The sequence below is a fragment of the Defluviimonas aquaemixtae genome (assembly GCF_900302475.1).
Lineage (GTDB): Bacteria > Pseudomonadota > Alphaproteobacteria > Rhodobacterales > Rhodobacteraceae > Albidovulum > Albidovulum aquaemixtae.
In genome coordinates this window covers 506,744-531,696 of record NZ_OMOQ01000002.1, presented here as the reverse complement: position 1 = coordinate 531,696, position 24,953 = coordinate 506,744, and the positions used below count along the sequence as shown (strand labels likewise).

27 protein-coding genes are annotated in these 24,953 nt (G+C 64.4%); 17 read left to right on the top strand and 10 right to left on the bottom strand.

Translation table 11 applies throughout. The features are described 5' to 3' along the window. Window positions 1–104: 104 nt before the first annotated feature. Entirely contained in the window at window positions 105–698 is a 594-nt protein-coding gene (locus DEA8626_RS14385) for a glutathione S-transferase family protein (protein ID WP_108853918.1), read from the top strand. A gap of 9 nt (window positions 699–707) precedes the next feature. Here DEA8626_RS14385 and DEA8626_RS14380 read toward each other — a convergent pair whose 3' ends face one another. From DEA8626_RS14380 to DEA8626_RS14370, 3 genes are all read right to left on the bottom strand, one after another. After that, on the bottom strand, window positions 708–971 hold the full coding sequence (locus DEA8626_RS14380; RefSeq protein ID WP_108853917.1) for a YMGG-like glycine zipper-containing protein: 264 nt from the start codon (window positions 969–971) through the stop codon (window positions 708–710). A 75-nt stretch (window positions 972–1,046) separates the two neighbouring features. Further along, window positions 1,047–2,222 carry a TIGR03862 family flavoprotein gene (locus tag DEA8626_RS14375; RefSeq protein WP_108854069.1) on the bottom strand — a complete coding sequence of 392 codons (1,176 nt, stop codon included), beginning with the start codon at window positions 2,220–2,222 and terminating at the stop codon, window positions 1,047–1,049. Then, window positions 2,222–3,535, bottom strand: a complete 1,314-nt coding sequence (locus tag DEA8626_RS14370) for a mechanosensitive ion channel family protein (protein ID WP_108853916.1) — start codon at window positions 3,533–3,535, stop codon at window positions 2,222–2,224. Before DEA8626_RS14370 ends, DEA8626_RS14375 begins: the two co-directional genes overlap by 1 nt. 59 nt (window positions 3,536–3,594) lie before the next feature. On the opposite strand from DEA8626_RS14370, the gene DEA8626_RS14365 reads away from it, so the two are divergent. Together DEA8626_RS14365 and DEA8626_RS14360 are read left to right on the top strand one after the other, a co-directional pair. Then, window positions 3,595–3,912 carry an HNH endonuclease gene (locus DEA8626_RS14365; RefSeq protein WP_108853915.1) on the top strand — a complete coding sequence of 106 codons (318 nt, stop codon included), beginning with the start codon at window positions 3,595–3,597 and terminating at the stop codon, window positions 3,910–3,912. A gap of 80 nt (window positions 3,913–3,992) precedes the next feature. Next, complete coding sequence (locus DEA8626_RS14360; protein WP_108853914.1) at window positions 3,993–4,691, top strand: Crp/Fnr family transcriptional regulator; 699 nt, start codon at window positions 3,993–3,995, stop codon at window positions 4,689–4,691. 6 nt (window positions 4,692–4,697) lie between these two features. On the opposite strand, the gene DEA8626_RS14355 is transcribed toward DEA8626_RS14360, so the two are convergent. The 6 genes from DEA8626_RS14355 to DEA8626_RS14330 are packed head-to-tail and all read right to left on the bottom strand — an operon-like array spanning window position 4,698 to window position 10,183. Further along, the gene (locus tag DEA8626_RS14355; RefSeq protein ID WP_108853913.1) at window positions 4,698–4,937 is read right to left on the bottom strand and encodes a nitric oxide reductase F protein; all 240 of its coding nucleotides are present in this window, start codon (window positions 4,935–4,937) and stop codon (window positions 4,698–4,700) included. 38 nt (window positions 4,938–4,975) lie between these two features. Beyond that, complete coding sequence (locus DEA8626_RS14350) at window positions 4,976–5,482, bottom strand: cytochrome c oxidase subunit 3 (protein ID WP_245890877.1); 507 nt, start codon at window positions 5,480–5,482, stop codon at window positions 4,976–4,978. 59 nt (window positions 5,483–5,541) lie between these two features. Further along, window positions 5,542–7,506, bottom strand: a complete 1,965-nt coding sequence (locus DEA8626_RS14345) for a nitric oxide reductase activation protein NorD (protein WP_108854068.1) — start codon at window positions 7,504–7,506, stop codon at window positions 5,542–5,544. A gap of 8 nt (window positions 7,507–7,514) precedes the next feature. Then, the gene (locus DEA8626_RS14340) at window positions 7,515–8,318 is read right to left on the bottom strand and encodes a CbbQ/NirQ/NorQ/GpvN family protein (RefSeq protein WP_108854067.1); all 804 of its coding nucleotides are present in this window, start codon (window positions 8,316–8,318) and stop codon (window positions 7,515–7,517) included. Window positions 8,319–8,326: 8 nt separating this feature from the next. Next, window positions 8,327–9,718, bottom strand: coding sequence for a cbb3-type cytochrome c oxidase subunit I (locus tag DEA8626_RS14335; protein WP_108853911.1), 1,392 nt, complete (start codon window positions 9,716–9,718; stop codon window positions 8,327–8,329). A 12-nt stretch (window positions 9,719–9,730) separates the two neighbouring features. Beyond that, a complete protein-coding gene (locus DEA8626_RS14330) occupies window positions 9,731–10,183 on the bottom strand; it encodes a c-type cytochrome (RefSeq protein ID WP_108853910.1) in 453 nt (150 codons plus the stop codon). 840 nt (window positions 10,184–11,023) lie between these two features. Between DEA8626_RS14330 and DEA8626_RS14320 the strand changes: the two genes are divergently transcribed. From DEA8626_RS14320 to DEA8626_RS14275, 10 genes are read left to right on the top strand one after another with little or no spacing between them, the layout of a single operon-like run. Then, window positions 11,024–12,781, top strand: coding sequence for a nitrite reductase (locus DEA8626_RS14320; RefSeq protein ID WP_108853908.1), 1,758 nt, complete (start codon window positions 11,024–11,026; stop codon window positions 12,779–12,781). A gap of 59 nt (window positions 12,782–12,840) precedes the next feature. Next, window positions 12,841–13,632, top strand: coding sequence for a uroporphyrinogen-III C-methyltransferase (cobA, locus tag DEA8626_RS14315; RefSeq protein WP_108853907.1), 792 nt, complete (start codon window positions 12,841–12,843; stop codon window positions 13,630–13,632). Further along, window positions 13,625–13,927, top strand: coding sequence for a c-type cytochrome (locus DEA8626_RS14310; protein WP_108853906.1), 303 nt, complete (start codon window positions 13,625–13,627; stop codon window positions 13,925–13,927). The genes cobA and DEA8626_RS14310 overlap by 8 nt, the downstream gene beginning before the upstream one ends. Further along, window positions 13,924–15,072 carry a cytochrome D1 domain-containing protein gene (locus tag DEA8626_RS14305; RefSeq protein WP_108853905.1) on the top strand — a complete coding sequence of 383 codons (1,149 nt, stop codon included), beginning with the start codon at window positions 13,924–13,926 and terminating at the stop codon, window positions 15,070–15,072. The genes DEA8626_RS14310 and DEA8626_RS14305 overlap by 4 nt, the downstream gene beginning before the upstream one ends. 2 nt (window positions 15,073–15,074) lie before the next feature. After that, window positions 15,075–16,061: a siroheme decarboxylase subunit beta gene (gene ahbB / locus DEA8626_RS14300; protein ID WP_108853904.1), complete on the top strand. Its 987-nt coding sequence runs from the start codon at window positions 15,075–15,077 to the stop codon at window positions 16,059–16,061. Next, entirely contained in the window at window positions 16,058–16,534 is a 477-nt protein-coding gene (locus DEA8626_RS14295) for an Lrp/AsnC family transcriptional regulator (protein ID WP_108853903.1), read from the top strand. The genes ahbB (DEA8626_RS14300) and DEA8626_RS14295 overlap by 4 nt, the downstream gene beginning before the upstream one ends. Then, window positions 16,531–17,019, top strand: coding sequence for a siroheme decarboxylase subunit beta (ahbB, locus tag DEA8626_RS14290; RefSeq protein ID WP_108853902.1), 489 nt, complete (start codon window positions 16,531–16,533; stop codon window positions 17,017–17,019). The genes DEA8626_RS14295 and ahbB (DEA8626_RS14290) overlap by 4 nt, the downstream gene beginning before the upstream one ends. Window positions 17,020–17,022: 3 nt before the next feature. Beyond that, window positions 17,023–18,231 carry a heme d1 biosynthesis radical SAM protein NirJ gene (gene nirJ / locus DEA8626_RS14285; protein ID WP_108853901.1) on the top strand — a complete coding sequence of 403 codons (1,209 nt, stop codon included), beginning with the start codon at window positions 17,023–17,025 and terminating at the stop codon, window positions 18,229–18,231. Further along, a complete protein-coding gene (locus DEA8626_RS14280) occupies window positions 18,206–19,762 on the top strand; it encodes a nitrite reductase (protein WP_108853900.1) in 1,557 nt (518 codons plus the stop codon). The genes nirJ and DEA8626_RS14280 overlap by 26 nt, the downstream gene beginning before the upstream one ends. Next, window positions 19,746–19,985: a hypothetical protein gene (locus DEA8626_RS14275; protein ID WP_108853899.1), complete on the top strand. Its 240-nt coding sequence runs from the start codon at window positions 19,746–19,748 to the stop codon at window positions 19,983–19,985. Before DEA8626_RS14280 ends, DEA8626_RS14275 begins: the two co-directional genes overlap by 17 nt. On the opposite strand, the gene DEA8626_RS14270 is transcribed toward DEA8626_RS14275, so the two are convergent. Further along, window positions 19,982–20,611, bottom strand: a complete 630-nt coding sequence (locus DEA8626_RS14270; RefSeq protein ID WP_108853898.1) for an enoyl-CoA hydratase/isomerase family protein — start codon at window positions 20,609–20,611, stop codon at window positions 19,982–19,984. The two genes, DEA8626_RS14275 and DEA8626_RS14270, sit on opposite strands and share 4 nt — an antisense overlap. 147 nt (window positions 20,612–20,758) lie before the next feature. On the opposite strand from DEA8626_RS14270, the gene DEA8626_RS14265 reads away from it, so the two are divergent. The 4 genes from DEA8626_RS14265 (at window position 20,759) to DEA8626_RS14250 (ending at window position 24,948) form a co-directional block, all read left to right on the top strand. Then, window positions 20,759–22,249, top strand: a complete 1,491-nt coding sequence (locus DEA8626_RS14265) for a DUF2125 domain-containing protein (RefSeq protein WP_181366450.1) — start codon at window positions 20,759–20,761, stop codon at window positions 22,247–22,249. A 169-nt stretch (window positions 22,250–22,418) separates the two neighbouring features. Beyond that, the gene (locus tag DEA8626_RS14260) at window positions 22,419–23,765 is read left to right on the top strand and encodes a TldD/PmbA family protein (RefSeq protein ID WP_108854066.1); all 1,347 of its coding nucleotides are present in this window, start codon (window positions 22,419–22,421) and stop codon (window positions 23,763–23,765) included. Next, window positions 23,752–24,531 carry a 3'(2'),5'-bisphosphate nucleotidase CysQ gene (locus tag DEA8626_RS14255; protein ID WP_108853896.1) on the top strand — a complete coding sequence of 260 codons (780 nt, stop codon included), beginning with the start codon at window positions 23,752–23,754 and terminating at the stop codon, window positions 24,529–24,531. The genes DEA8626_RS14260 and DEA8626_RS14255 overlap by 14 nt, the downstream gene beginning before the upstream one ends. Window positions 24,532–24,702: 171 nt before the next feature. Then, a complete protein-coding gene (locus DEA8626_RS14250) occupies window positions 24,703–24,948 on the top strand; it encodes a DUF4170 domain-containing protein (protein WP_108853895.1) in 246 nt (81 codons plus the stop codon). The last annotated feature ends 5 nt before the right edge of the window (window positions 24,949–24,953 follow it).

Here is a 24,953-nt window from a genome sequence, read left to right as displayed (position 1 = left end):
TTCACTTAGAGGGCCGCGTCAACACGGGGCGGAAACATGCCTATCGGCGCTTGCGCCCGTTGCGCCCTCATGGCTCCATATCGGGCAGGTTCGGGAGAAACCGTATGTACACCGTCATCGGGACCGCCAAAAGCCGTGCGGCGCGGGTTCTCTGGATGCTCGAAGAGCTTGGTCAAGCCTACGATCATGTCGCCGCGCCCCCGCGTTCCGAAGGGGTCACGGCCTTCAATCCCGCTGGCAAGGTTCCAGTTCTGATCGAGGATGGGACACCAATCACCGATTCGACGGCGATCATCCAGTACCTCGCAGACAAGCACGGCCAACTGACGCACCCAGCCGGAACGCTGGAGCGCGCGCGCCAGGACAGTCTCACCCAATTCCTTCTTGATGAGTTTGACGCCGCGCTCTGGATGGCCGCCCGGCACAGCTTCGTCCTACCCGAGGAGCTTCGCCACGCCGCAATCAAGAACACATTGCGGTGGGAGTTCGAGCGCAGCCAAAAGACGCTTGTCCACCGCATGGGCGAGGGTCCGTTCATCATGGGTGAAATGATGACAGTGCCCGATATAATCCTCACCCATTGCGGCAATTGGGCGCTTGGCGCAAAGTTTCCAATCACCGAGCATCGGCTGACTGAGTATCTTGACCGGATGCGACGCCGCCCGGCCTACAGCCGGGTGATGTCGCAATGGAAATAGGCGCTTTGCTTAAGGGCAGGCCGCCACGTAGCGGTTGCCGTAGCGATCCTGATAGACGCAGTCGCCAGGCTTCTGCGCTTGCCCGATCAGTCCGCCGACGATCGCGCCCGCCGCGCCGCCCATCAGAGCGCCCTCGACGCGGTCGCCGTCATCCGAAACGGCCGCTCCGATCGCGGCGCCGGCAAGCGCGCCGGTTCCTGCGGAGCGCTGTTCCTGCGTCTGGCAGGCGGCAGCGGCGAGCACGATCGGCGCGACAAACATCAATCTTTTCATGTCACCCTCCTGGGTCTGGGTTATGGTTCCCGATCCTATCCAACGCCGGATCGGCCGGGTAGGTTCCCGCCGCACTCAGGCGGTTCGCTCGCGTATATCCGCCGATGCCGCCCGACCCGCCCATTGCCCCGTCGCAAGGCATGCGGTCAAGAGATAGCCCCCGGTGGGTGCCTCCCAATCCAGCATTTCGCCACAGGCAAAGACACCCGGCAGCGCCTTGAGTTCCAGCCCACCTGTCAGCGCATCGCGGCGTATACCTCCGGCGACAGATATCGCCTCGTCGATCGGTCGCGGGCCCTGATGCGGCACGGGCAGCGCCTTGACAAGTCGTGCGAGCGCGTTTCCTCGCGGCAACGGACGGCCCCACTCCTGCAACAGCGCGATCCGCACCGGGTCAAGCCTCAGCGCCTTTCTGAACCAGTTCGTCACTGAAACCTTTCCAGGCCCTGTTGAAAGCTGCGCTGCAAGTTCTTCCTCACTGCGGTCAGGCAGCAGGTCGAGCCGCAATTCCGCGCCTTCCCTGACCGCGCGCGACACAGCATAGAGTCCGCCGCCCTCGAGTCCATTGATCGATATCACGAACTCCCCACGTTCCTCCTGGTGTCCGGCAATCAGAGCAGCTCCTTTTACCGGCTGGCCGAAATAGCGGGTCATATGCGCCGACCAATCGACACGGAACCCCACGTTTGCCGGCTTGAACGTTGCGATCGCGACACTCTTTTCCGCTAGTCTTGGCACCCACGCTGCGTCCGAACCGAGCCTAGCCCAGCTTGCACCGCCCAACGCGAGAATGGTCACGGCGGGGTTGAGGACCTGCCGTCCGCCGGGCGTGTCGAAGGCGAGGCCGCCATTTTCGAAACCCAGCCATCGCCAGCGGATTCGCAGATGCACCCCCGACGCGGCGAGTCGCCCGAGCCAGGCGCGCAGAAGCGGAGAGGCCTTCATCGCCTCTGGGAAGACCCGACCTGTGGAGCCGGTGAAGACCTCCTGCCCGAGCCCCCTGGCCCAGTCCGTCACCTCCTTGGGCCCGAACGCCTCCAGCATCGGGCGCAGCCAGTCGGCGTCATAGCGGCCGACAAATGCCTTGAATGGCTCCTCCTTGGTCAGGTTCAGCCCCGACTTACCTGCCATCAGGAACTTCCGCGCCGGGCTTGGCTTCGCCTCGCAAACCACCACGCTCCGCCCGGCGGCGACAAGCGCTTCGGCGGCCATGAGGCCCGCCGGTCCGGCGCCGATCACCAGCGCGTCGATCACGTCGGCACACCGCCTTTGATCTCCACGACACGGTGCGGATAGGGAATTTCGATCCCCGCCGTCTTCAGCGCGTTCCAGACCGCGAAAAGCACGTGACTCGCATACTTGTTGCGACCGTCGTCGATGCCGTGCACCCAGTACTCTACGGCGAAATTGATGCCGGATTCGCCGAAACCCTTCAGCTCGCAGTCCGGCCCCTCGGGCATTTCCAATACGAATGGCAGCGCCGACACAGCAGGGTTTATGATTTCGGGCACCCTGTTGATGTCCGTGTCGTAGCTGACCGAGAACTCGATCTCATAGCGGTTGGCGCTGCCCTGGTCGGAGTAGTTTACGACCCGCGTCGTGATGAAATGCTCGTTCGGCACTACAATCCACCTGCCGTCGAAGGTCTCGAGCACGCAGGCCCGCGCCGTCATCTTGACGATTGTCCCAGCTTCGCCGCCGTCAAGTTCGACGTAGTCGCCAACAGTCGTCTGCCCCTCGATCAAGAGAATGATGCCCGAGATGAAGTTTGCCGCGATCTGCTGAAGGCCGAGGCCGATGCCCACACCCAGCGCGCCGCCCAGCACGGCGACCGTCGTCAGATCGATCCCCATGATGTTCAGGAGAAGCAGGAAGGCGATGCCGAAGATAACGAGTTCGGCCGCCTTCGCGGCCAGTTCCCGTGTCGCCGGTCTTAACTCCTCCTGCGCCTTGATGTAGCTGGCGCTCCGCTGGTTCGACCACGACCCCAGCCAGAAGAGAAGGCTGCCTGCGATCGCGCCGCGAATGAGCGCCATCATCGAGAAGCTGATATTGCCCAGCTGGACCGTCAGACCTTCCAGCCACTCCGCCGCTTCATCCGTCAGGTCGAGAACATAGAGCGCGGCAACCGGGATCAGCACGTAGCGGCCGAGCAGCTTGAGGAACGGGTCGCTTATCACGCGCCGCACGAGCACCCGCGCGGCGATGAACAGGAACACTCGCTTGCCGAAGGCGATGACCGCGCCCGAGCCGAAGACCGAGCGCGTGACGCTTTCACCGACCGCTGTAAAGCCATAGGCGAGAAGCGGCAGAAGAAGCGGCAGGAACCGCAGGAAAAAGCGGCGCAGAATTGCGAAGGGGCCACGCGCCTCCTTTGCCGGGGCAACGAGCGCTTGTATCCGGCGGCCGAGCTTACGCGCGACGACGACCGCGACAAGCCATGACACGACGAGAATGGCAAACTGCGACCATGCCGCAGGACTTTTCACCCAGTCGAGCGCCAGCGCCCATCCCTGATCGAGAAAGCCGAGTGCCCTCGCGACGATTTCCGGCTGTCCTTCCATGCCCTTGCGCCTTTCGGATTGCCCGTTCAACCTGTGACAACAAACCGGGTTCGACTCAAGTGTCCGAACGATACGAAGACCGCGATCTGATCTGCCCGCTGTGCCGCCGCGCAATTCCAGTGGACGTGCCGCAGAGCCGCCACCACCTCGTGCCGCGTCTGCGCGGCGGGAAGAGTGGGCAGACGGTTCTGTTGCACCAGATCTGCCACGCAGAGGTCCATGCGGCGCTAAGCGAAGCAGAACTCGCGCGCAGCTATGCGACGATCGAGGCCCTGCGCGCCCATCCACGGCTCGCAAGGTTCATCGCCTGGGTCGCCAAGCGGCCGCCTGGCTTCATGTCGCGGACGCCGGGGTCGCGCCGGTCCGCGCGCGGTTGATCCGCGAATGGAGAGAACGTCTGGGCTAGCTCCGCACCGACCGATGTGGCACTGAGATATGAAACGAGGGGGAGCCGGAGGTGAATCGCGAACATATCGACATTGCCCGCGGCTGCGTCCTGCTGTCCGCCGCGCCGGACGCCATCGTTGACAACGTGCTGGCTTCTGCCCGGCTACGCGAATTCGATCGGGGCGCCACCATCTTTCTACAGGGTGAGCAGGCCAACGCAATCTACATCGTCGCTGAGGGCTGGGTGAAGCTGTACCGTATCGCGCCCAGCGGGGCCGAGGCTGTCGTCGGGGTCTTCACGCGCGGTCGCAGTTTCGGCGAGGCGGTGGCGTTTCAAAATCGCACGTATCCGGTCGCGGCGGAAGCTGTCACTGACTGCAAGCTGATCCGGATCGAGGCGGAAGCGTTCCTCAGGATCATCCGGGGCAACCCCGAAATTGCGCTTTCGATGCTCGCGGCGACCTACGTGCACCTTCACAGCCTCGTCGAGCAGATCGAGGCGCTCAAAGCGCAAACGGGCGCCCAGCGCGTCGCCGAGTTTCTGATGGAACTGGCACCCTGCCCGGGGGGTGCGTGCGAAGTCGTGTTGCCATACGACAAGGTGTTGATCGCTGGTCGTCTTGGCATGAAACCCGAAAGCCTCAGCCGCGCCTTCGTCCGGCTGCGCGACCAAGGCGTCACTATCCGTCACAACCACGCGCTTATTGAAGATCTAGGCGCGCTGCGCAGATTCGCGGAAGAGGATCCTGCCGCAGCCTGGAGCCGCTAGGCGTGTTCAGCCGAGGACGGTCAGTGCCATCAGAAGCAGCGTGTAGGCGGTGACGGCAAAGTCGAACCCCTGCCGCCACAAACCGGTACCGGCCAGCCCCAGATAGTGCCACAGGATCACCCGCGCCTTTGCCCAGCCAATGGCGAGAATTGCGAGGTTGGCCGCATCGATGGCCCATCCGCCGGGAAAGTCGCTTCGCGCCAGCGAAAGAAGCGTCGCGAACGCCGACAGGCCTAAAAGCCACATCCATGCACGTGTTGGTGCGGCGGTATGGCGTGCGGAGCTCATGACACCAGGTAGATGACCGGAAGCAGCATCATCCAGACGAGATCGACCATGTGCCAGAACGCGGCGACGGTCTCCGTCGTGTCCGGGCGCGGTCGGAACGTCACATAGGTCAGAAGAACGATCCCGGCCGCGACATGCGCGGCATGAAATCCAGTGAGCAGGTATGAGAAGGTGAAGAAGGCATGTGTATCGGTGGTGATGCCCTTGGCCGACAGGTCGGCGAATTCCGTCGCCTTGACCGCCAGAAAGACGATACCCAGAAGCGCCGCACCCGATAGAAGCCAGCGCGCCTGCAACACCCGGCCTTTAGCGGCCGCGCGGGTCGCGAGAGCGGCAAGCCAGCCGGATGTGACGAGGATCAGCGTGTTCACACCGGCGGCGGCGCGGTGCAGGTGCGACTGTGCCGCCGCGAAGCCCTCTGGGTCCGTCACGCGCACCGCGAGGAAGGCAGCGAGCCCCGCGCCGAAGACCAGAAGTTCGGACACGATGAGAACCCAGATCATCAACTCGCCAGGCAACTCGTCGCCCGGCGGGTTGGCAATTCGATCTGAAGCTGCTCGCGTCATGCCCCGACGAGCTGTCGGTAGATGTCTGGAAGCGCGCGCGTCAAATGCTCTGGCGCGGGGATGAGCGCGAAGCCGCCCTGCCCGAAAAGACGCGGGAACCACGACTTGCCGTCACGGTCTACTGTGATGCCGAAGACGGCGTGACCCGCACGCCGCGCCTCCATCACGGAGCGCCGGCTGTCTTCGATCCCGTGGCGGCCCTCGTAGTGATCGAGGTCGTTAGGCTTGCCGTCTGTGATCACCAGAAGCAGACGGCGCTTGCACGATTGGGTCGAGAGTTGCGCCGAAGTGTGGCGAACGGCGGCACCGAGACGCGTGTAGAAACCGGGCTTCAGACCGGCGATCCGCGCCTCCACGGATGCGGACATCGGTTCACCGAAGTCCTTGGCCGATTGCACGAAGACGCGGTCACGCTTCAGGCTCGAGAACGCGTGGATCGAGAAATCGTCGCCGCAGGCATCCAGCCCCCAGGCAAGCGCGGCGAGCGCTTCGCATTCGATTTCGATGACGCTGCGCCCTTCGTGACCGTGCCCGGGCACGGCCGCCTCGGTCGATCGCGAGATGTCGAGGAGAATCGACACGGCGAGATCGCGGCGCAACGGACGGCTCTGGCGCCAGACACGGTCGCTGCCTCGGCCCGTCGCGAGAAGCTCTGTATGCGCCCTGATGGCGCGTTCGGTATCGACCTCGTCTCCGTCCACATGGCCGGTCGTGGTCACCCGTCCGGGGCGCAATGCCTCGAACTGGCGGCGGACGGAGCGGATGCGCGCGGCGGCGCGGGGATCGTCGCGGAAGCCGATGCACCCGACCTCGGGCGCAGGTTCGGCCCGCGACGTCAGGACGCGTACGTGATCGGGCAGGTATGCGGCGCTTCGCGCATCCCATTCGGGATAGGTCAGCTTGCCCGACAGCGCTTCGCGCGCGGCGTCCTCGGGCGCAAGGTCGAGATGCAACTTGAGCCGGCTCGCCGGTGCCTTCGAGATCTGGCCGAGCCCGATTTCGTCCGTGTCCTCCGCCGCCTTCTTCGCGCTATCGGTATCGTCGTCCTCGACCCGACGGTTGAGGTTAATGAACTCCGCCCAGCTCAGGATCGCCTCGAACTTATGCAAGATGAAGCTGTCGGCGCGTTCTGCTTGGTCGGCGGCGCGGCGGCGGGCGCGGTGACTGCGCGCGATGTTGGCTTCGTCGGTTCGCGCGTCCGTCCGCTCGGTTTCCTCAGCCGCCGATGGTTCGGAGGACTCGATGCAGCGCAGCATCGGCCAAAGCGGCACAGGCTGAAACGTCCGGTAGCCGCGAGTTGCGCGCAGACCCGCAATATCGCCGGTTTCCAGCCGCACGGAAAGCGCAGCCGCCCCAAAGGGAAGCGGCGCCGGGTCGCCGAGTTCGTGGCGCACGAGAGCCTCGACCTCGGCTTCCATCGCAGGAAGCTGCGGAACGCGCCGGAGGCCGAGATGAAGCCGCGCGAGATCGTCATGCAAGGTCTGGTACCCCGGGGCTGCTTCCAGCGTCGCCTTCGTCATCCGGCGCGCCGCGATCAGCGCGGCTAGGTCGGCGCGGAGCGGATCGCATTCAGCCTGCGGCACGCCGGCATGGGCCGCCGCGGCGGCAAGCCAGAGATAGAGCGCGGCGTTTGCTGCGCGAGCGGGGAAGACGGCAAGGCTTTCGGGCAGGCGTAGGACTTCGCCGTCGAAACTCGCTCGCGGCGCGCGCTCGGCGGGCGTCCCCAGACGGCGGCTGAGGGACAGCCGATGGGTGCTTTGCTCCTCGGCCACGGCGCGAAGTTCTACCGCCGGGTTGCCGCCGAGACCGCGGAACAAAACTGCCAGCCGCCCCCCGACTTCGGAAAGGCCGACACGTGCTCCCTCGTGGACGCTCGGCGCGTCGAGACGGCTGGCATAGGCGTGCCACAGTTTCCCGATCGTTTCCTCGGGTTCCCATGGCTCGATGTCGATCTGCGCCACGGCCGGCCTCACCCGAATACAGCCGTGACCAGATCGAGGAGCCCGCCTTTCGTGTCGGGGTCATCGGTGAGCGGCTCGATCATGGCCGCGAGGATCGCGCGATCCGTGGACATGCCACCCGCGATCAGCGTGGCGGCATAGACTACGAGCCGGGTCGAAACTCCCTCTTCCAGATCCTGGCCCTTCAGTGCGCGAAGCTTGTTGGCAAGACGCACGAGCGGCGCGACGCGTTCCTCCGAAAGTCCGCTTTCGCGCGCCACGACGGGGACTTCATGCTCGGCCCGCGGGAACCGGAACTCTAGACTGATGAAACGCTGGCGCGTCGACGGCTTCAAAGTCTTCAGAATATTCTGATAACCGGGATTGTAGGAAGCAACGAGCATGAAATCGGGAGGTGCCGACAACTCCTCGCCGGTCCGGTCTATCGGCAGGATGCGCCGGTCGTCCGTCAGCGGGTGAAGAACAACGGTCACGTCCTTGCGCGCCTCAACCACCTCGTCGAGATAGCAGATCGCGCCTTCCCGCACGGCCCGCGTCAAAGGTCCGTCGACCCACTGCGTCTCTCCTCCTTTCAGGAGGTAACGCCCGATCAAGTCGGCGGCGGACAGGTCGTCATGACAGGCCACCGTGTAGAGCGGCCGGCCCAGCCGCGCCGCCATGTGCGCGACGAACCGTGTCTTTCCGCAGCCCGTCGGCCCCTTCAGCAGGACCGGGAGGCATTTGTCGCTGGCCGCCTGGAATAGTCCGCACTCATCGCCTTGCGGGAGGTAGAAGGGGGCCTCGGCCCCCGTTACGTTGATGCTTCCGTGCATCATGCGCCTCACTCCGCTGCCGTGTGTTCAGCGTCGATCCGGGCCTTTTCGAGCGGGCCCGGCTCAATGAATTCGCGGCGCGGCGCCAGCACCGAGTAGATGAAGAGAATCGCGCCCAGCACGACTGCGATGCCCGAACCGAAGCGCATCACATAGAACACCCAGAGCTGGTCCTGCACTTCCATGTAGTTCATGCCAAGTACGCGCTGGAGGTGCGTCTGAACGGTACCAGCGAAAGTAAGCGTGAAGGTCATGAAGGTCATGCCACCCGCCATCAGCCAGAAAGAGGCCATATTGAGCACCTGGTTGTACGGATCGCGCCCCTTGAGCACTGGCATCGCGTAGGTGATGATCGCGAGGTTGAGGCACACATAGGCGCCGAAGAAAGCGAGGTGGCCGTGTGCAGCGGTGATCTGAGTACCGTGTGTATAGAAGTTCACACCGTGGAGAGTATGCAGGAACCCCCAGACGCCCGCGCCGAAGAAGGCGAGCGTTGCGCAGCCGAGACTCCATAAGAGCGCCGCCTTGTTCGGATGGTCGCGGCGGCCCTTCCAGACCATGACGAAGGCGAAACTCATCATCGCGAAGAACGGAATCACCTCGAGCGAGGAGAAGATCGAGCCGATCCACTGCCAGTAGCCCGGCGTGCCGATCCAGTAGTAGTGGTGCCCGGTACCGAGGATCCCCGAGAATAGTGCCGTTGCGACGATGACGTAGAGCCATTTCTCAACGACCTCGCGATCGACGCCCGTCAGTTTCAGCATCAGGTAGGCGAGGATCGAGGCCATGATCAGCTCCCACACGCCTTCGACCCAGAGGTGGACGACATACCACCAATATTGCTTGTCGAGCGCCAGGTTCGACGGGTTGTAGAAGGAGAAGAGAAAGAGCAGCGCAAGACCCCAGAGCCCGAGCAGAAGGATGTTCGTGACCGCCGTCTTGCGACCCTTAAGCACCGTCATCGTGACGTTGTAGAGGAATATCAGCGCCGCGACGACGATGCCCGCCTTGACCCATTTCGGTTGTTCAAGGAACTCGCGCCCTTCCTTGCCGAGAAGGAAGTTCCCCTCGAAGAGATTGAAGAAGTAGGTCAGGACCACGCCAACCGTACCCAGGACCAGGATTGCCAACTGGATGTAGGCCAGCGTCGACGAATGGATCTCGCGTTCGGCCTCCTCCGGCAGCAGGAAGTAGGCCGCGCCGAAGAAACCGAGAATAAGCCACACGATAAGGCTGTTGGTGTGCAGCATCCGCCCGATATTGAAGGGCAGGACTTCGCTCAGGAAATTGCCGTCGACGTATATCCAGCCGAGCACTAGACCGAGCGTGACCTGAACGGCGAACAACGCCATGGCGACGATAAAGTAGGCCAGGGCGATCTTTTGCGATTGATATCTCATGGCGATGTCTCCTCAGCCGGCATCGTTGGGCGGCCAGCCCTGCGTGCGGATCTTGTTGGTCCACAGAAGGAAGTCGGCGAGTTCGCGGTACTCCTCGTCGCTCAGGCCGAAATTCGGCATCTGGCGACGACCCTCGATGCCGGTGGGCATCGCTTCCATCCAGCCTTTCAGCACCTCCATCGCCGCCTCAGGGTCGTCCGCGACGCCCCAGCGCGTCATCACGTTTCCAAGCTCGGGCGCGAAGTATGCGCCTTCGCCGAGGATCGTGTGGCAGTTGATACAGGCGTGCTTTTCCCAGATGTGCTTGCCTGCCGCCACGCTGTCGGTCAGCGGCATGTCGGCCGTGGATGTGTTCACGATATAGCGGTGGCTGTGGAACGACAGCCCGATGAAGATAAGGATGAAGAACAGTGACCCGCCGTAGAATATGTTTCGGGCCATGCTCTTGGTCATGACGTCGCGCATGGCGGCAATCCTTCCCGGAGCGGTTTGACTTGGCTCTATCTGAAGGCTTGGGCGCGTCCGGTCCTTAACGAAAGTCAATCCGGCGTCAGATCAGCACCCTGTCCGCGCGGCGGGGAACCGGGCGAGCGCGTCGTCGATCGCGGGCCGGTCCTTCGGGCAGAAGGCAGTCGAAAGCGCGCCGGCCGTGGCGACATCTGGGGCAGAAACGGCAACGGTGGTCCAGCGCGGCAAGGCGCCCGACGGATGCAGGTTGTGTGCCGAGCGCCGGCCGATCGGTGTCCCCGTCTACGAGGATGTCGCTTACGCCGGGTCGCTGAGGCCAGCGCGGGCAAGCTCGCGCCCGTCCGGACCGGCAATGGCGGCCTGTCACGCGCGCAACATTCCGGCCACACGCCGCGATCTCGCCCATGTCCACGAGCACGTCGCGGAACCCATCCGCGCGCGGGAGCGCGGCGACTTCGGTCCGCCGCGTGGCGCTGCGCGACGCCGTTGAATGTGGGCGCCATGCCGGGATCGAGACGCATTTCCCGCGCCGACGGCCGCACCCGGCCCCAGCCAACGGGTCTCCGCGCCGCCTCGACATTACCGCCCGTTGCCATGGCGCGCCACAATGGCTGAACTGTCGGGTCGAACGTGCCGCCTGTCGCGTCGTGGAGGTCCGGGGCGGCGACGAGCGAGAGCGCTGCGAGAAGCGTTGAAAGGAGGCGCATCGTCCTGGATGCGGAAATTACTCCGGACCCTGTGCTGATGCTCGCCCCGCCGCCTTAACGAAAGTCAAGGAGCGGATCGCGCCGCTCACGCAAGGTCGCTCGAGCCTCACCAGCGTATTGGAGAACACCCATGACATCCCGAGCCCCACGCGCCAGGCGTGCGCTGCTGAGCAGTGCCACGGTGGCGTTCGCCCTGTTCGCCGGCCCCGCGCTGGCTCAGGAGAAGCCAGAGGAACACGGTGACGGTCCGTCCGCCGCCTATGAGCCCTCGATGACCACGCTCAGTCAAATCCAGGTCGAAATCCCGGGCCGAAAGCCGGACGACCCGGTGATCTCGGCAGAGGAATTTCAGCAAGGCACGCAGATCTACTTCGAGCGGTGCGCCGGCTGCCACGGCGTGCTGCGCAAGGGTGCGACCGGCAAGCCGCTGACCACCGACATCACACGTGAGAACGGCTACGACTACTTGCACAGCTTCATCACCTATGGCTCTCCGGCCGGAATGCCGAACTGGGGCACCTCGGGCGAGCTGAGCGAAGAGCACGTCGACCTGATGGCGCGCTATCTGCTCATCGAGCCTCCGGCGCCACCGGAATGGGGCATGCCGGAGATGCGTGACAGCTGGGAAGTCGTGGTTGCCCCCGAAGATCGCCCAACCGAGAAGATGAACGACATCGACATCGACAATCTGATGTCGGTGACGCTGCGTGACGCCGGCCAGATTGCACTCATTGACGGCGGCACATACGAAATCAAGGCAGTGATCAACACTGGCTACGCGGTCCATATCAGCCGCATCTCGGCCTCCGGCCGATATCTGTTCGTGATCGGCCGCGACGCTCTAGTCAACATGATCGACCTTTGGATGGAGACGCCGGCGACGGTCGCTAAACTCAAGGTCGGGATCGAGGCGCGGTCGGTCGAGACCTCCAAGTTCGAAGGCTACGAAGACCAATACGCGATCGCTGGCAGCTATTGGCCGCCGCAATACGTGATCATGGACGGTGATACGCTTGAGCCGCTCAAGATCATGTCCACGCGCGGGATGATCTACGACGAACAGACCTACCACCCCGAACCGCGCGTCGCCTCCATCGTGTCGTCACACTTCGCGCCGGAATTCATTGTCAACGTCAAGGAGACGGGCAAGATCCTTTTCGTCGACTACTCGGACATCCGGAACCTGAAGGTGACAGAGATCGAGGCAGAGCGGTTCCTGCATGACGGCGGCTTCGATTCGACCAAGCGCTACTTCCTGGTGGCTGCGAATGCTCGTGGCAAGATCGCGGTCGTGGACACCAAAGAAGACAAGCTGACCGCGCTCATCGAGACCGGCGGCCAGACTCCGCATCCGGGGCGCGGCGCAAACTTTGTCCACCCGGTCTACGGTCCTGTCTGGGCAACCTCACACCTTGGGGACGAGACGGTCACATTGATAGGCACCGACCCAGAGGGCCACGCCGACAACGCCTGGAAGGTCGTCGATACCTTCTATGCGCTCGGTGGCGGATCGCTGTTCATCAAGACCCACCCGACGTCCGACCATCTCTATGTCGACGCGCCCCTGAACCCGGACGCGGAGACTTCGGCCTCTGTCGCTGTCTTCAAGATTTCAGAGATGACGGCCGATGCTGATGCGGAATTCGTCACGCTTCCGATTGGAGAGTGGGCGGGTATCTCGGAAGGCCAGCCGCGCGTGGTCCAGCCCGAGTTCAACAAGGACGGCAACGAGATCTGGTTTTCGGTCTGGAATGGCAAGGAACAGGAAAGCGCCATTGTCGTGGTCGACGACCGCACGCTCGAGCTGAAGCACGTGATCAAAGATCCGCGCCTGGTGACACCCACGGGCAAGTTCAATGTTTTGAACACCCGCGAGGACATTTACTGACGCGTCCCTCCGGCGGGGGTCCCACACCCCGCCGGCCCTTCCCATTCACGGAGACGGCCATGAAGGACATCAGTGCAGGCAAAGTCTTCCTCATCGGCGCCGGGCCGGGCGATCCGGAGCTTCTGACGCTCCGCGCGCTCAATGTTCTGCAAGGGGCCGATGTGGTGGTCTTTGACCGGCTCGTCTCGGACGAGATCATGGCGCTCGTACCCGATGGCAAACGGCGAATCGACGTGGGCAAGCTGCCTGGCCATCACCCGGTGCCGCAGCCCGAGATCAACGACATCCTGATCGCGCTCGCGCAGGAGGGGCTGACGGTCGCGCGGCTGAAGGGCGGCGACCCGCTGATCTTCGCGCGCGGCTCGGAAGAGGCCGAGGCGCTGCGCGAAGCGGGGATTGCGGTCAGCTACGTGCCGGGCATCACGGCCGCGCAGGGCGCCGCGGCCGCGGCCGGTCTGCCCCTGACCCACCGCGGGCTCGCGACCGGCATACATTACGTAACCGGCCACCGCGCGCGCGACGCGCGGCTCGACCTCGATTGGGCGGCGCTCGCGGGCGGAGACTCCACGCTTGTCGTCTACATGGGCGTGGCGAATATCGCCGAGATCGCCTTCCAGCTCATGCGGCACGGGATGCCGGTCACGCTTCCGGTGCTCGCTGTAGCCGCGGCCACGACGCCGCGAGAGACGCGGATGGTCTCCACACTTGGCGCCATCGCCGCCGACATCGCCGGCGCCGCTCCGGAAGCGCCGGTGCTGTTCATCATCGGTCGGGTGGTTGGGCTCCGCGACCTTGCCGCGCGGACCTGTGCGGCTATGACTGGCGGATCGGAGACTGCGGCCTATGCGTAGCATCGCAATCCTTCTTCTCTCCAGCTTGCCTGCGTCGGCCGAGATAGCGACGGACCGCGCCAACCGGCTGGAGCACATCGTCGAGCAGGATTGCGGATCGTGCCACGGGCTGACGATGAATGGCGGGCTTGGTAGCCCGCTGACGCCCACCGCGCTGTCAGCGACCGAATCCGAGGGGATCGCCGAAATCATTCTCGAAGGCGTACCCGGAACCGCGATGCCGCGCTGGCGCCCGCTGCTCAGCGAAGAGGATGCCCTGTGGATCGCCGATTACCTGAAGGGACGGACAAAATGAGACCATTGGTCACCGCCATTTTCCTTGCCCTCTGCCAGCCCGCCGCCGCGATGGATCCATGCTGCGCAACCGGCGATCTCGGGCTTGTCGTCGAACGCACGACGGGCTCGTTGTTGGTCGTGGACCGGTCCGATCGCGCCGCGATCGGTCGGATTCAGGGGCTCGGTGACCTCAGCCACGCCTCGCTGACCTACAGCCCCGACGAACGTTACGCCTATGTGTTCGGCCGCGACGGCGGGCTGACCAAGGTCGACATGCTGACCCGGTCCATCGCCAAGAGAATCGTGCAGGGCGGAAATTCGATCGGCGGCGCGATTTCTGACGACGGGAGACTCATCGCCGTGTCGAACTACGACCCCGGCGGCGTGAAGGTCTTCGATGCCGATACGCTGGAGATGGTCGCCGATGTTCCCGCCGGCGCGAAGACCATCGGCCTCGTCGACGTGCCGGGCCGCCGCTTTGCCTGGTCGACATGGGAAACCGGCGAGGCATTCATGGCCGATTTCTCCGGTCCCGAGATGGTTCTGACCAAACTCGGCGATGTCGGCGCGAACCCCTTCGATGCCGTTCTGACCGAGGACGCGCACATATACCTGATCGGATTGTTCGGCGAGAAGGGCGTGACCGCTATCGACCTCTGGGACGAGAGGCCGAAGCCCGTGCGCTTCCTCAAGGACTACGGCAAGACCGACGACGACCTGCCGGTCTACAAGATGCCGCATCTTCAGGGCTGGGCCTTCACCGAAGGGCAATACGTCCTCCCCGCCATCGGCCGGCACGAGCTTATTTGGGTCGACCGCGAAAACCTTCAGGAAGTCGCGCGCACGCCCATGCACGGACAGCCGGTCTTCATCGTCGCGCAGCCGGGCTCTCCTTTCGTCTGGGTCAACTTCGCGACGCCCCTCAACGACACGGTTCAAGTCGTGGACAGCCGTACGCACGAGGCCGTGAAGACCCTGACGCCCGGCGCCGCCGTCCTGCACATGGAATTCGCGCCCCGAGGCGCCGAGGTCTGGATCTCCGCCCGCGACGACAACAAGGTCGCGATCTACGACACCAGGACTTTCGAATTGCTGGCCGAGATCGCGGCCGACACCCCGAGCGGGATCTTCTTCACCGCCCGGGCGCATCGGACGGGGCTCTGACCATGCTCGACAGCCTCGACCCCACGGACCGCCGCCTTCTCGACGACTTCCAGCGCGACCTGCCTCTCGTGCCCCGGCCCTTCGCGGCGATCGGCGAATGTATCGGCATCGACGAGGACGAAGTGATCTCGCGCCTGGGAGCGCTCCGCTCCGCCGGGATGATCAGCCGCGTCGGCGCGACCCTGCGCCCGAACACCGCCGGCGCCTCGACGCTCGCCGCGATGACCGTGTCTGAGGGGCGCGTCGAAGAGGTCGCCGCGATCATTGGTGAAGAACCAGGCGTCAACCACTCCTACCTGCGCGAGGACCCGTGGAATCTGTGGTTCGTCGCGACCGCGCCCGACCCGTCGCGGCTGGAGGCAAGCCTGTCACGCATCGGGGCGCGTAGCGGACTCAGGGTGCTCGACCTGCGCCTCGTGCGGCCCTTCAATATTGATCTCGGATTCAGGATGGGCGGTGCGCGGCCGGAAGTCATGCCGGCGCCTCGACCTGCCCGGCCCGAGATTCTTTGGGATGACGACCGCCCGCTTCTTCAGGCGATGAGCACCGGGCTGACACTTCTGCCACGCCCGTTCGCGATTCTGGGGCGCGATCTCGGGCGCGAGGAAAGTACGGTCATCAAACGCATCGGGATGCTTCAAGCGGCCGGCATTCTGTCGCGCATCGGCGTCATCGTCCGGCACCGGCCGCTTGGCTGGACGGCGAATGCGATGATTGTCTGGGATCTGCCGGCAGGCCGGATCGACGCCGCCGGTCCGGCGCTCGCCCGCCACGCCGGCGTGACGCTTTGTTACGAGCGGAGGACCGTGCCGGGCATCTGGGATTATCCGCTCTATTCCATGATCCACGCGCGGTCGCGTCCCGAAGCGCTTGCGATACTGTCGGAAGCTGCGCGACTGCCCGAGCTTTCCGGCGCCAGGCATCGCGTCCTGTTCTCGACCCGCTGCTTTCGTCAGACAGGCGCGCTGATCGAGGAGAAGGCGGCATGAGACGGACGCCCCTGCCCCCTGATTCCCTCGACGACACCGACCGCAGGGTCTTGAATGCGCTGCAGGAAGACGGATTCCCTCTCTCGCCGCGCCCATTCGCCGAAGTCGCCGCCCAGCTAGGCATCGACGAAAGCGATCTGATCCGCCGCCTGCTCGCGCTGCGCGACCTCGGCGCGATCACCCGATTCGGACCGTTCTTCGACGCCGAAGCCTTGGGCGGAGCCTTCTGTCTCTGCGCGATGTCGGTACCACCGGACCGCTTCGATGCGGTTGCCACGCTCGTCAACGCCCACCCCGAAGTCGCGCACAACTATGAACGCAGCCACAAGCTGAACATGTGGTTCGTGCTGGCGACCGAACGCCCGAAAGGCATCTCCGAAACCGCGGAGCGGATCGAGAAGGAGACGGGGCTGAAGGTGCTTCTCTTTCCAAAACTTCGAGAGTTCTTCGTCCGGTTCAAGGTCGCAGCATGACACAGCTCGACGACACCGATCGCCGCCTCATCGCCGCCACCCAGGGCGGACTACCCATCACGGCTACGCCCTATGCCGAAGTCGCCTCGTGGCTTGGTCTCGATGAGGCGGCAGTCATTGCCCGCATTCACGCCATGCTCGAATCCGGTGCCATCCGGCGCATCGCGATCGCACCCAATCACTTTGCGCTCGGCCTGACCGCGAACGGGATGAGCGTCTGGGACGTGGAAGACGACGCGGCCGAGGAACTCGGCGCAAAGATCGGCGCGCTGGACTACGTTTCGCACTGCTACCTCAGGCCGCGCGCCCTGCCCGACTGGCCCTACAATCTGTTCGCGATGATCCACAGCCACGACCGTGATGAGGTCGAGACACGGCGTCGCGAGATCGCGGCGCTTCTCGGCCCCGCCTGCAGAAGCCACGACATTCTTTACTCCACGCGCATCCTGAAGAAGGCGGGGCTGCGCCTTAGCAATGGGAGCTGAGCGATGTTCAGATTGACCCAGTACATGCACGAACTGATCACGCCCACGAAGCCGCGCAGGCGGCCGGGCCCGGTCAAACCGGTCGTGATCTGGAACTTGACGCGACGCTGCAACCTGCGTTGCCGGCACTGCTACACAACCTCGGCCGATGTCCATTTTCCAGGTGAATTGACGCACGACCAGGCGATGAGCGTGCTCGACGATCTGTCGGGCTTCGGTATCCCGGCGTTGATCCTGTCTGGCGGCGAGCCACTATCGCGATTCGATTTCTTCGATCTCGCCGAACGCGCGCGGACGCTCAGCTTCCGGCATCTGAGCCTCTCGACGAACGGCACCAAGCTCGCCGAGCACGCCGACCAGATCGCAGATCTGGGCTTCGACTATGTTGGCATCTCGCTTGATGGGACAGGCGCGGTGAACGACTGGTTCCGGGGCGTGGACGGGGCATTCGACGCGGCGCTCGAAGGGGTCCGGGCCTGCAAGGCGCGCGACATCAAGGTTGGCCTGCGCTTCACGATCACCGACGACAACGCGCATGCGCTCTCTGATATGCTCGACCTCTGCGACAGCGAAGGCGTGGATAAGTTCTACCTCTCGCATCTCGTCTACGCCGGACGCGGCGACAAGAACCGCGGCGAGGACACCGCGCATCTGCGCACACGCACCGCGATGGATCACCTGATCGAACGTGCCTGGGCCGCAGTCGTCGAAGGCCAGCCACTCGAGATCGTGACCGGTAACAATGACGCGGATGCCGTCTGGTTCCTGCGCTGGGTCGAGCGGAATTACAACGCGGAGAAGGTCCGCCACGTCCGGGCGCATCTCGAGGCTTGGGGCGGCAATTCGTCCGGCCTCGGCGTCGCCAATATCGACCATCAGGGCCGGGTCCACCCCGACACCTACTGGTCCGACTACACCGTCGGTTCGGTCAAGGATACGCCATTTTCCGAGCTCTGGACCGGCGACGACGTGATACTTGCCACCTTGCGTCAACGGCCCAGACCGCTCAAGGGTCGCTGCGGCGACTGCAAGTTCCAGTCGGTCTGCGGCGGCAATACGCGCATCCGGGCGTTGCAGGTGACGGGTGATCCCTGGGCCGAGGACCCGGCCTGCTATCTGACCAACCGGGAAATCGGCACGGAAGATACCGCGCGCCTGTCCGTCACGCCATTCCGGGGCAAGAGCCATGATCCGGCACATCGCTTTTTCTAGTGCTCTGACCGCTCTTGCCGCCCTGCCCGCGATGGCGGCGCCCGATGGGGCTGCACTTTACGGCGAGCATTGCGCGGCCTGCCATGCCGAGACACGGCTCGGCGGAATGGGACCCGCGCTGATCCCCGAGACGCTGGGCAGAATCAAAGGCGACGCCCTTCAGGAGGTCATAGGCAACGGGCGCGTGGCGACGCAGATGCCCGCTTTCGCCGGTGATCTGGCAGCCGAAGAAATCGCCGCGCTCGCCGCGTACATCTCCGCGCCTCTTGCCGAAGTGCCGGACTGGACGGCGGCCGATATAGCCGCAACGCGCGAGATGCGAGCCGACTACGCGGCATCCGACGCGCCCGTTTTTGAGGCCGATCCGATGAATGTCACACTAGTCGTCGAAACGGGCGACCATCATGTCAGTGTGCTCGACGGCGACACATTCGGCGTACTCGACCGGTTCTCGACGCCCTACGCCGTTCATGGCGGTCCGAAGTTCACGCCCAATGGTCGCTTCGTCTTCATCATGTCACGGGATGGCTGGGTGCAGAAGTATGACCTCTGGTCGCTGGCCGAGGTGGGTCGCGTTCGCGCCGGGCTCAACAGCCGAAACATCGCGATCAGCCATGACGGCAAGTGGCTTGCGGTCGCGAACTACCTGCCGAACACGCTGACGATTCTGGACGCGGCCGATCTTAGTGTCGCGCGCGTGATCGACGTGGTTGGCCGCGACGGTGCGACCAGCCGCGTCTCGGCCGTCTACCAGGCGCTGGATCGCGAGAGCTTCGTCCTCGCGTTGAAGGACGTGGCCGAGATCTGGGAAGTCGCGACCGTTCCCGATGCGGGCCCCTTCCACGAAGGCTTCGTGCATAGCCACGAGTCGGGGATGGAGGAAAGCCTGGCGGCCGAAACGGGGCTTTTCGCCCGCCGCCGCATTCCGGTCGAGGACCCGATCGACGATTTCTTCTTCAGCCCGGACTACCGCAACCTGATCGGTACGAACCGTGAGGGCGATCGGGGCGTCGTCGTCAATCTCGACGTCGGTCGCGCGATCGCGGAACTTCCGCTGCCCGGCATGCCGCATCTCGGTTCCGGCATCTCCTGGCTTCGCGACGGGCATCGCGTCATGGCAACGCCGCATCTGCGGGAAGGCATGTTGAGCGTGATCGACATGGCGTCCTGGCAAGTCGTGAAGACGATTAAGACGGACGGTCCCGGCTTCTTCCTCAGAAGCCACGCAAACACGCCTTATGTTTGGGCCGACGTGTTTTTCGGCCCGAACCACGACAGGATGCATGTGATTGACAAGCGCACGCTAGAGATCGTGAAGACGCTCATACCCGCGCCGGGTAAAACGGTCGCGCACACGGAGTTCACGCGCGACGGACGCCACGCGCTCGTCTCCGTCTGGGAGGATGATGGAGCGGTGATCGTCTACGACGCCGCGACACTGGAAGAAGTGACGCGCCTGCCGATGCGAAAACCCTCGGGGAAGTACAATGTCTGGAACAAGATCACCTTCGAGGATGGCACCTCGCACTGATCCACGCTGGCCGCTCTGGAGACTCGGGCTGCTGCTCTATCCCTTCGCGACGGCCGCCGTTGCAATCAACCTCTTCATGCTCGCCCTCATGGGCCAAGCGGTCGGCCTGCCTGCCCTTCCGCCGGTGACGGCGCTGGCGCTGTCCGTACCTCTCGGTTTCCCAGCAACCTGGGCGGCCGCCCGCTGGGTCCGCCGCCTGATCGACGAGGCGGAGAGCCGCTAAACCCTTTCCTGCGGGCGGAACAAGCCCTTCATCTCCGCGACATGCGATGTTTCGGCAGCGAGCGCATCTGCGGTCAGGGTCTCCACCGCACCGGTCAACGCCCGAAGTGCGACCACGCGGTCGACGAGACCCCAGGCAAGCGCCTCCTCTGCGCCGATCCGGGCCCCAGCCAGCAGGATCATCCGCGCACGAGAGGGTCCGATCAAGGCTTCAAGCCGCGGTGGATCGGAGGGTTGCGGAAGGTAGCCGCGCTGCATGACCGGATAAAAGAACTCCGCCCCGGACACCGCGATGCGGATGTCGCAAGCCAGCGCGACCCCGAAGGCGCCACCTGCAAGCGTGCCGTTCAGCGCGGCGACGGTAAGACAAGGCAGCGCGGCAATCGCAGCGGAAGCGCGCTCCCAGACCGGATCGCTGGAAAGGCCTGACTTCATTTCCTCGAGATCAGCGCCTGCCGAAAATACCTTTCCTTCCGCCGTCAGGACAAAGGTGCGCACCCCCGCGCCCACCGCCGCCTCGGCCGCATCCACGATTTCTGCCAGCATCGCGGCAGTAAGCGAGTTCGCCTTGTCCACGCGCGTGATCGTCACGCGCCACAACGCACCGTCTTTCTCTAGCCGGATCATCGCTGCCCTTGTCCCGCGCCATCGTTTCGCCCGATTGTGTCGGTGTAACAGCCGTGGATGGTGGAATTCCATCCCCCCTCCGCCCTTGACCCCACTTGGCACGAAGCGGATGCTGTTTGCGAATTCGACAACAAGGCAGGCTTGATTATGAAACAATGGAACGGGACCAGCGCCGTCGCGCTGACTGCCCTCCTTCTCGGTTCGACCGCTACCAGGGCCGACATAACCGCCAACGAAGTTTGGCAGGGCATGTCGGACTATTACGCCGATCTCGGTCAGCAGGTGGAAACCGGATCGATGCAGACGACGGGCGATACGCTTGTCATCACGGATGCAGTTTTCGCGTCGGAGACGCCCGAGGGCAAATTCTCCGCTACGATCCCGGAAATCCGGCTGCGCGAATTGGGCGATGGCCGCGTCGAAGTGACTATGTCCGAGGAAATCCCGGTACAGGTCCTGACCAAGCCGGAGACCGGCGAAACCGTCGACATGGGCATGAAGGTCACCCATTCGGGCCTGTCCATGATCGTCTCCGGCGACATGGCGGACACGGCCTACGACATCACTGCACCCGAGATGGCGTTCATCATCGACGGCATGAAGGTGGACGGCGCCGACGTACCGCTGCAGGTCAATGCGACGCTTACCGGAAACACCGGATCGTACAGGATGCTGACGGGCACCTCGCGCGAGGTGACCTCCGACATGTCCGCGGACAAGGTCGACTTCGAGGTTGGGGCGACCGATCCCAAAGGCAACGGCACATTCTCGGCCAGCGGTTCGCTGACGGGTCTTTCGGGCACGTCCTTCGCCGTCATTCCCGAGGGCGTGGACATGACCGACATGAACGCCGCGCTTCAGGCCGGGATGAACATGAAGGGTGAGTTCACATATTCGGGCGGCGGGTATGTGATGGACTTCCAGGACAAGGAGGAAAGCTTCAGCGCCCAGTCAACCGGCGAGGGCGGCAAGCTTCATTTCGAAATGTCGAAAGACGGCCTCTCCTACGGCGGAGAGGGCCAGAACTCCGATATCTCGATGCAGGCATCGGCCTTCCCGCTTCCGATTGACCTCTCGGTCGCCGAAACCGCCTTCAACCTCAGCCTTCCGGTCTCGAAAGGGGACGAAGCACAGCCATTCGGCCTTCTGTTGAAGTTCGTCGACCTTGGGGTTTCCGAGGGGATCTGGAGCATGTTCGATCCTTCTTCCCAACTTCCGCGCGATCCGGCAACGCTCATCGTCGATGTAACCGGCGCAGCGAAGTTGCTCATCAACATCTTTGATCCGGCAGAGGCGGAATCGATTGCCGATCAGCCGCCGGGCGAGCTTGAGAAAATTGACATTAATCAGCTGCAGCTCTCCGTTGCCGGTGCGGAACTGAGCGGCAAGGGTGCAATGACGTTCGACAATTCGATGGGCATGCCCAAGCCGCTCGGCGCATTAGACTTGCAGCTAATCGGCGGGAACACCCTCATCGACAAGCTGGTTGCGATGGGCTTCGTCCCTGCCGACCAGGCGGCCGGCGCGAAGATGATGATGGGTCTTTTCGCGATTCCGACCGGCGAGGACACGCTCACCTCAAAGATCGAGTTCAAGGAGGACGGTGGCATCTACGCGAACGGCCAGCGGATCCAGTAGGGCGTCACCCTTTAAGCAAGGCCGCCCCCGGTGACGCGGGCGGCCTTGTTCGTTTGCCGTGCAAGCGCGAATGGGCGGTCCGCCGACGCCGCCAGCTCCGCCCCGTACTTGCACGCAAGCTGCGCCCGGACTAGGTGCTAGGAAACGCAGGCCAATGCAGGATATTCCCATGACAAACCGGCTCGCCCAGCTGACCGAGGCGCTCCTTTCCGCCGCCACAAAGGCCGGTGCCGAAGCGGCGGATGCGATCGCGGTAGACGGAACTGCCGTGTCGGTCGACGTCCGGAGCGGCAAGTTGGAGCAGGCCGAGCGGGCAGAGGGAATCGAGATCGGGCTACGCGTGCTGATCGGCAAGCGGCAGGCCTGCGTTTCCGCCTCCGACATCTCGGACCGGACAATTGCCGAGATGGCCGAGCGTGCTGTTGCGATGGGAAAGGAGGCGCCAGAGGATTCGAGTGTTGGCCTTGCCGCGCCGGAGGAACTCGCGAAGGCGTGGGACCTGACACTTCTCGAGCTCGCCGATCCGGCGCCCGAACCGGCCGCGGCGGCGCTCGAGGACGATGCTCGCCGCGCCGAAGCTGCCGCGCTTGCCGTGGCGGGCGTCAGCCAGTGCGACCCGGCCGCCGCCAGCTACAGCCGCCGGCGCATTCACCTTGCCGCGACGAACGGCTTTTCGGGTGGCTACGCGCGGACCTCGCGATCGACTTCCGTCGTTGCAATCACCGGCGAGGGCTTGAAGATGGATCGCGACTGGGCGGCCGAGGCCCGCACCTACCAGTCCGACATGCCCGCCCCGGAAGAGATCGGCCAGCTCGCCGGTGAGCGCGCCGCCGCCCGGGCGGGTGCGCGAAAACCGAAGACCGGCGCCTTCCCGGTCGTCTTCGATGAGCGCGTCTCCTCGGCGCTGATCGGTCATCTTCTGGCGGCCATCAACGGCTCGGCGATCGTGCGCGGCGCGTCGTGGCTCAGGGGTGCGATGGGGGAGCAGGTGCTGCCCAAGGGGCTGTCGATCTTCGAGAATCCGCATCGCCCGCGCATTTCGGGCTCGCGCCCCTTCGACGCCGAAGGGCTGCCGACGGAGCCGCGAGACATCGTGCGCGACGGCATTCTGAAGGGCTGGACGCTCGATTTGGGCACTGCTCGCCGACTTGGACTAAATTCGACCGCTTCCGCAGCGCGCGGCACCTCCTCGCCGCCGTCGCCGAGCATCTCGAACATCGCGCTCACTCAGGGCGACAAGACCCGCGACCTTTTGCTCGCGGAGATGGGAACCGGGCTTTTGGTGACCTCGATGATCGGCTCCTCGATCAACCCGACGACCGGCGACTACTCGCGCGGCGCGTCGGGCTATTGGGTCGAGAACGGCGTACTCGCTTACCCGGTTAACGAATGCACGATTGCAGGCAACCTGCGCGACATGCTGATGCGGATCACGCCGGCTAACGACGCACGCGCGCATTTGAGCTATGTCGTGCCGTCGCTGCTCGTCGAAGGGCTGACCCTTGCCGGAGAGTGATCTCGATCTTCTGATCGATGCCGCGCGAGAGGCCGGCCGCATCGCGCGCCGCTACTTCCGCCGCGATCCCGGCATCTGGCACAAACCGGGCGACGCAGGTCCGGTGACCGAAGCGGACATCGCCGTTAACGACATGCTGAAGGCCGAACTGTGCACCGCCCGGCCGGACTACGGCTGGCTAAGCGAGGAGACGCCGGACGACGCCGCGAGACTTGACGCCTCGCGGGCATTCATCGTCGATCCGATAGACGGCACGCGCGCCTTCATCGACGGCGACACGAGTTTCGCCCATTCGCTGGCGATCGCTAGTGGCGGGGCGGTGACCGCCGCCGTCGTCTACCTGCCGATGAAGGACGCGCTCTATGCCGCCTCCGCAGAGGGGCCGTCAACTCTGAACGGGCAGCCCATCCGCGCCTCGGGCAGAAGCGTGGCCGAAGGCGCTACGCTATTGGCAACAAAGCCAAATCTCTCATCTGAACACTGGCGCGGGGGCGCGCCACCGCCTTTCGAGCGAAAGTTCCGCGCCTCGATCGCCTGGCGGCTGTGCCTTGTGGCCGAGGGGCGCTTCGACGCGATGCTGACGCTCCGGCCCACCTGGGAATGGGACGTCGCGGCAGGCGACCTGATCGCCCGCCGCGCGGGGGCAAGGGTGACGAACCGGCTGGGCAACGCGATCCGTTACAACGCCCCCGACCCGAAGGCGGCGGGCGTGATCGCCGCGCCCGGGCCGCTTTGGCAGAGTCTCCGGAACGGCCTGGCGGAGTAGCTGCAAAGCGTCGGCTTTGCGTATGGCGAGCGTATGGCACGCGTACCGACATTGGGGCTGCCGCTAGGCATGGCTGCGCCACACGCATTGGCGCCGCTCGCCCCGCCTTGAGGCCCACCCTCCCTTGGCATAGGGTGGCGTCTGAACAAGCGGACAGACCCGGAGAGCCCCATGACCCAGCGCCTGCATCTCGTCTTTGGAGGCGAGCTCGTGGACCCGCAGAAGACCACCTTCAAGGACCCGTCTGGGATCCATGTCGTGGGCATCTTTCCGGACTACGCATCGGCCTACAACGCCTGGAAAGCCGAGGCGCAGCGTACCGTGGACGACGCACATACCCGCTATTTCATCGCGCATCTGCATCGCCTTAGGGACGAAGACGCCGAAGCGAGTCCGACCGAGGAACTCGGGATCTGAGAGTT

Bases quoted from the DNA above. Each gene is read 5' to 3' on its own strand.
- DEA8626_RS14385 (WP_108853918.1), top strand. From the start codon at position 105: ATGTACACCGTCATCGGGACCGCCAAAAGCCGTGCGGCGCGGGTTCTC.
- DEA8626_RS14380 (WP_108853917.1), bottom strand. From the start codon at position 971: ATGAAAAGATTGATGTTTGTCGCGCCGATCGTGCTCGCCGCTGCCGCC.
- DEA8626_RS14370 (WP_108853916.1), bottom strand. From the start codon at position 3,535: ATGGAAGGACAGCCGGAAATCGTCGCGAGGGCACTCGGCTTTCTCGAT.
- DEA8626_RS14355 (WP_108853913.1), bottom strand. From the start codon at position 4,937: ATGTGGCTTTTAGGCCTGTCGGCGTTCGCGACGCTTCTTTCGCTGGCG.
- DEA8626_RS14350 (WP_245890877.1), bottom strand. From the start codon at position 5,482: ATGATCTGGGTTCTCATCGTGTCCGAACTTCTGGTCTTCGGCGCGGGG.
- DEA8626_RS14340 (WP_108854067.1), bottom strand. From the start codon at position 8,318: ATGCACGGAAGCATCAACGTAACGGGGGCCGAGGCCCCCTTCTACCTC.
- DEA8626_RS14335 (WP_108853911.1), bottom strand. From the start codon at position 9,718: ATGAGATATCAATCGCAAAAGATCGCCCTGGCCTACTTTATCGTCGCC.
- DEA8626_RS14330 (WP_108853910.1), bottom strand. From the start codon at position 10,183: ATGCGCGACGTCATGACCAAGAGCATGGCCCGAAACATATTCTACGGC.
- DEA8626_RS14320 (WP_108853908.1), top strand. From the start codon at position 11,024: ATGACATCCCGAGCCCCACGCGCCAGGCGTGCGCTGCTGAGCAGTGCC.
- cobA (WP_108853907.1), top strand. From the start codon at position 12,841: ATGAAGGACATCAGTGCAGGCAAAGTCTTCCTCATCGGCGCCGGGCCG.
- DEA8626_RS14310 (WP_108853906.1), top strand. From the start codon at position 13,625: ATGCGTAGCATCGCAATCCTTCTTCTCTCCAGCTTGCCTGCGTCGGCC.
- DEA8626_RS14305 (WP_108853905.1), top strand. From the start codon at position 13,924: ATGAGACCATTGGTCACCGCCATTTTCCTTGCCCTCTGCCAGCCCGCC.
- ahbB (WP_108853904.1), top strand. From the start codon at position 15,075: ATGCTCGACAGCCTCGACCCCACGGACCGCCGCCTTCTCGACGACTTC.
- DEA8626_RS14295 (WP_108853903.1), top strand. From the start codon at position 16,058: ATGAGACGGACGCCCCTGCCCCCTGATTCCCTCGACGACACCGACCGC.
- ahbB (WP_108853902.1), top strand. From the start codon at position 16,531: ATGACACAGCTCGACGACACCGATCGCCGCCTCATCGCCGCCACCCAG.
- nirJ (WP_108853901.1), top strand. From the start codon at position 17,023: ATGTTCAGATTGACCCAGTACATGCACGAACTGATCACGCCCACGAAG.
- DEA8626_RS14280 (WP_108853900.1), top strand. From the start codon at position 18,206: ATGATCCGGCACATCGCTTTTTCTAGTGCTCTGACCGCTCTTGCCGCC.
- DEA8626_RS14275 (WP_108853899.1), top strand. From the start codon at position 19,746: ATGGCACCTCGCACTGATCCACGCTGGCCGCTCTGGAGACTCGGGCTG.
- DEA8626_RS14270 (WP_108853898.1), bottom strand. From the start codon at position 20,611: ATGATCCGGCTAGAGAAAGACGGTGCGTTGTGGCGCGTGACGATCACG.
- DEA8626_RS14265 (WP_181366450.1), top strand. From the start codon at position 20,759: ATGAAACAATGGAACGGGACCAGCGCCGTCGCGCTGACTGCCCTCCTT.
- DEA8626_RS14260 (WP_108854066.1), top strand. From the start codon at position 22,419: ATGACAAACCGGCTCGCCCAGCTGACCGAGGCGCTCCTTTCCGCCGCC.
- DEA8626_RS14250 (WP_108853895.1), top strand. From the start codon at position 24,703: ATGACCCAGCGCCTGCATCTCGTCTTTGGAGGCGAGCTCGTGGACCCG.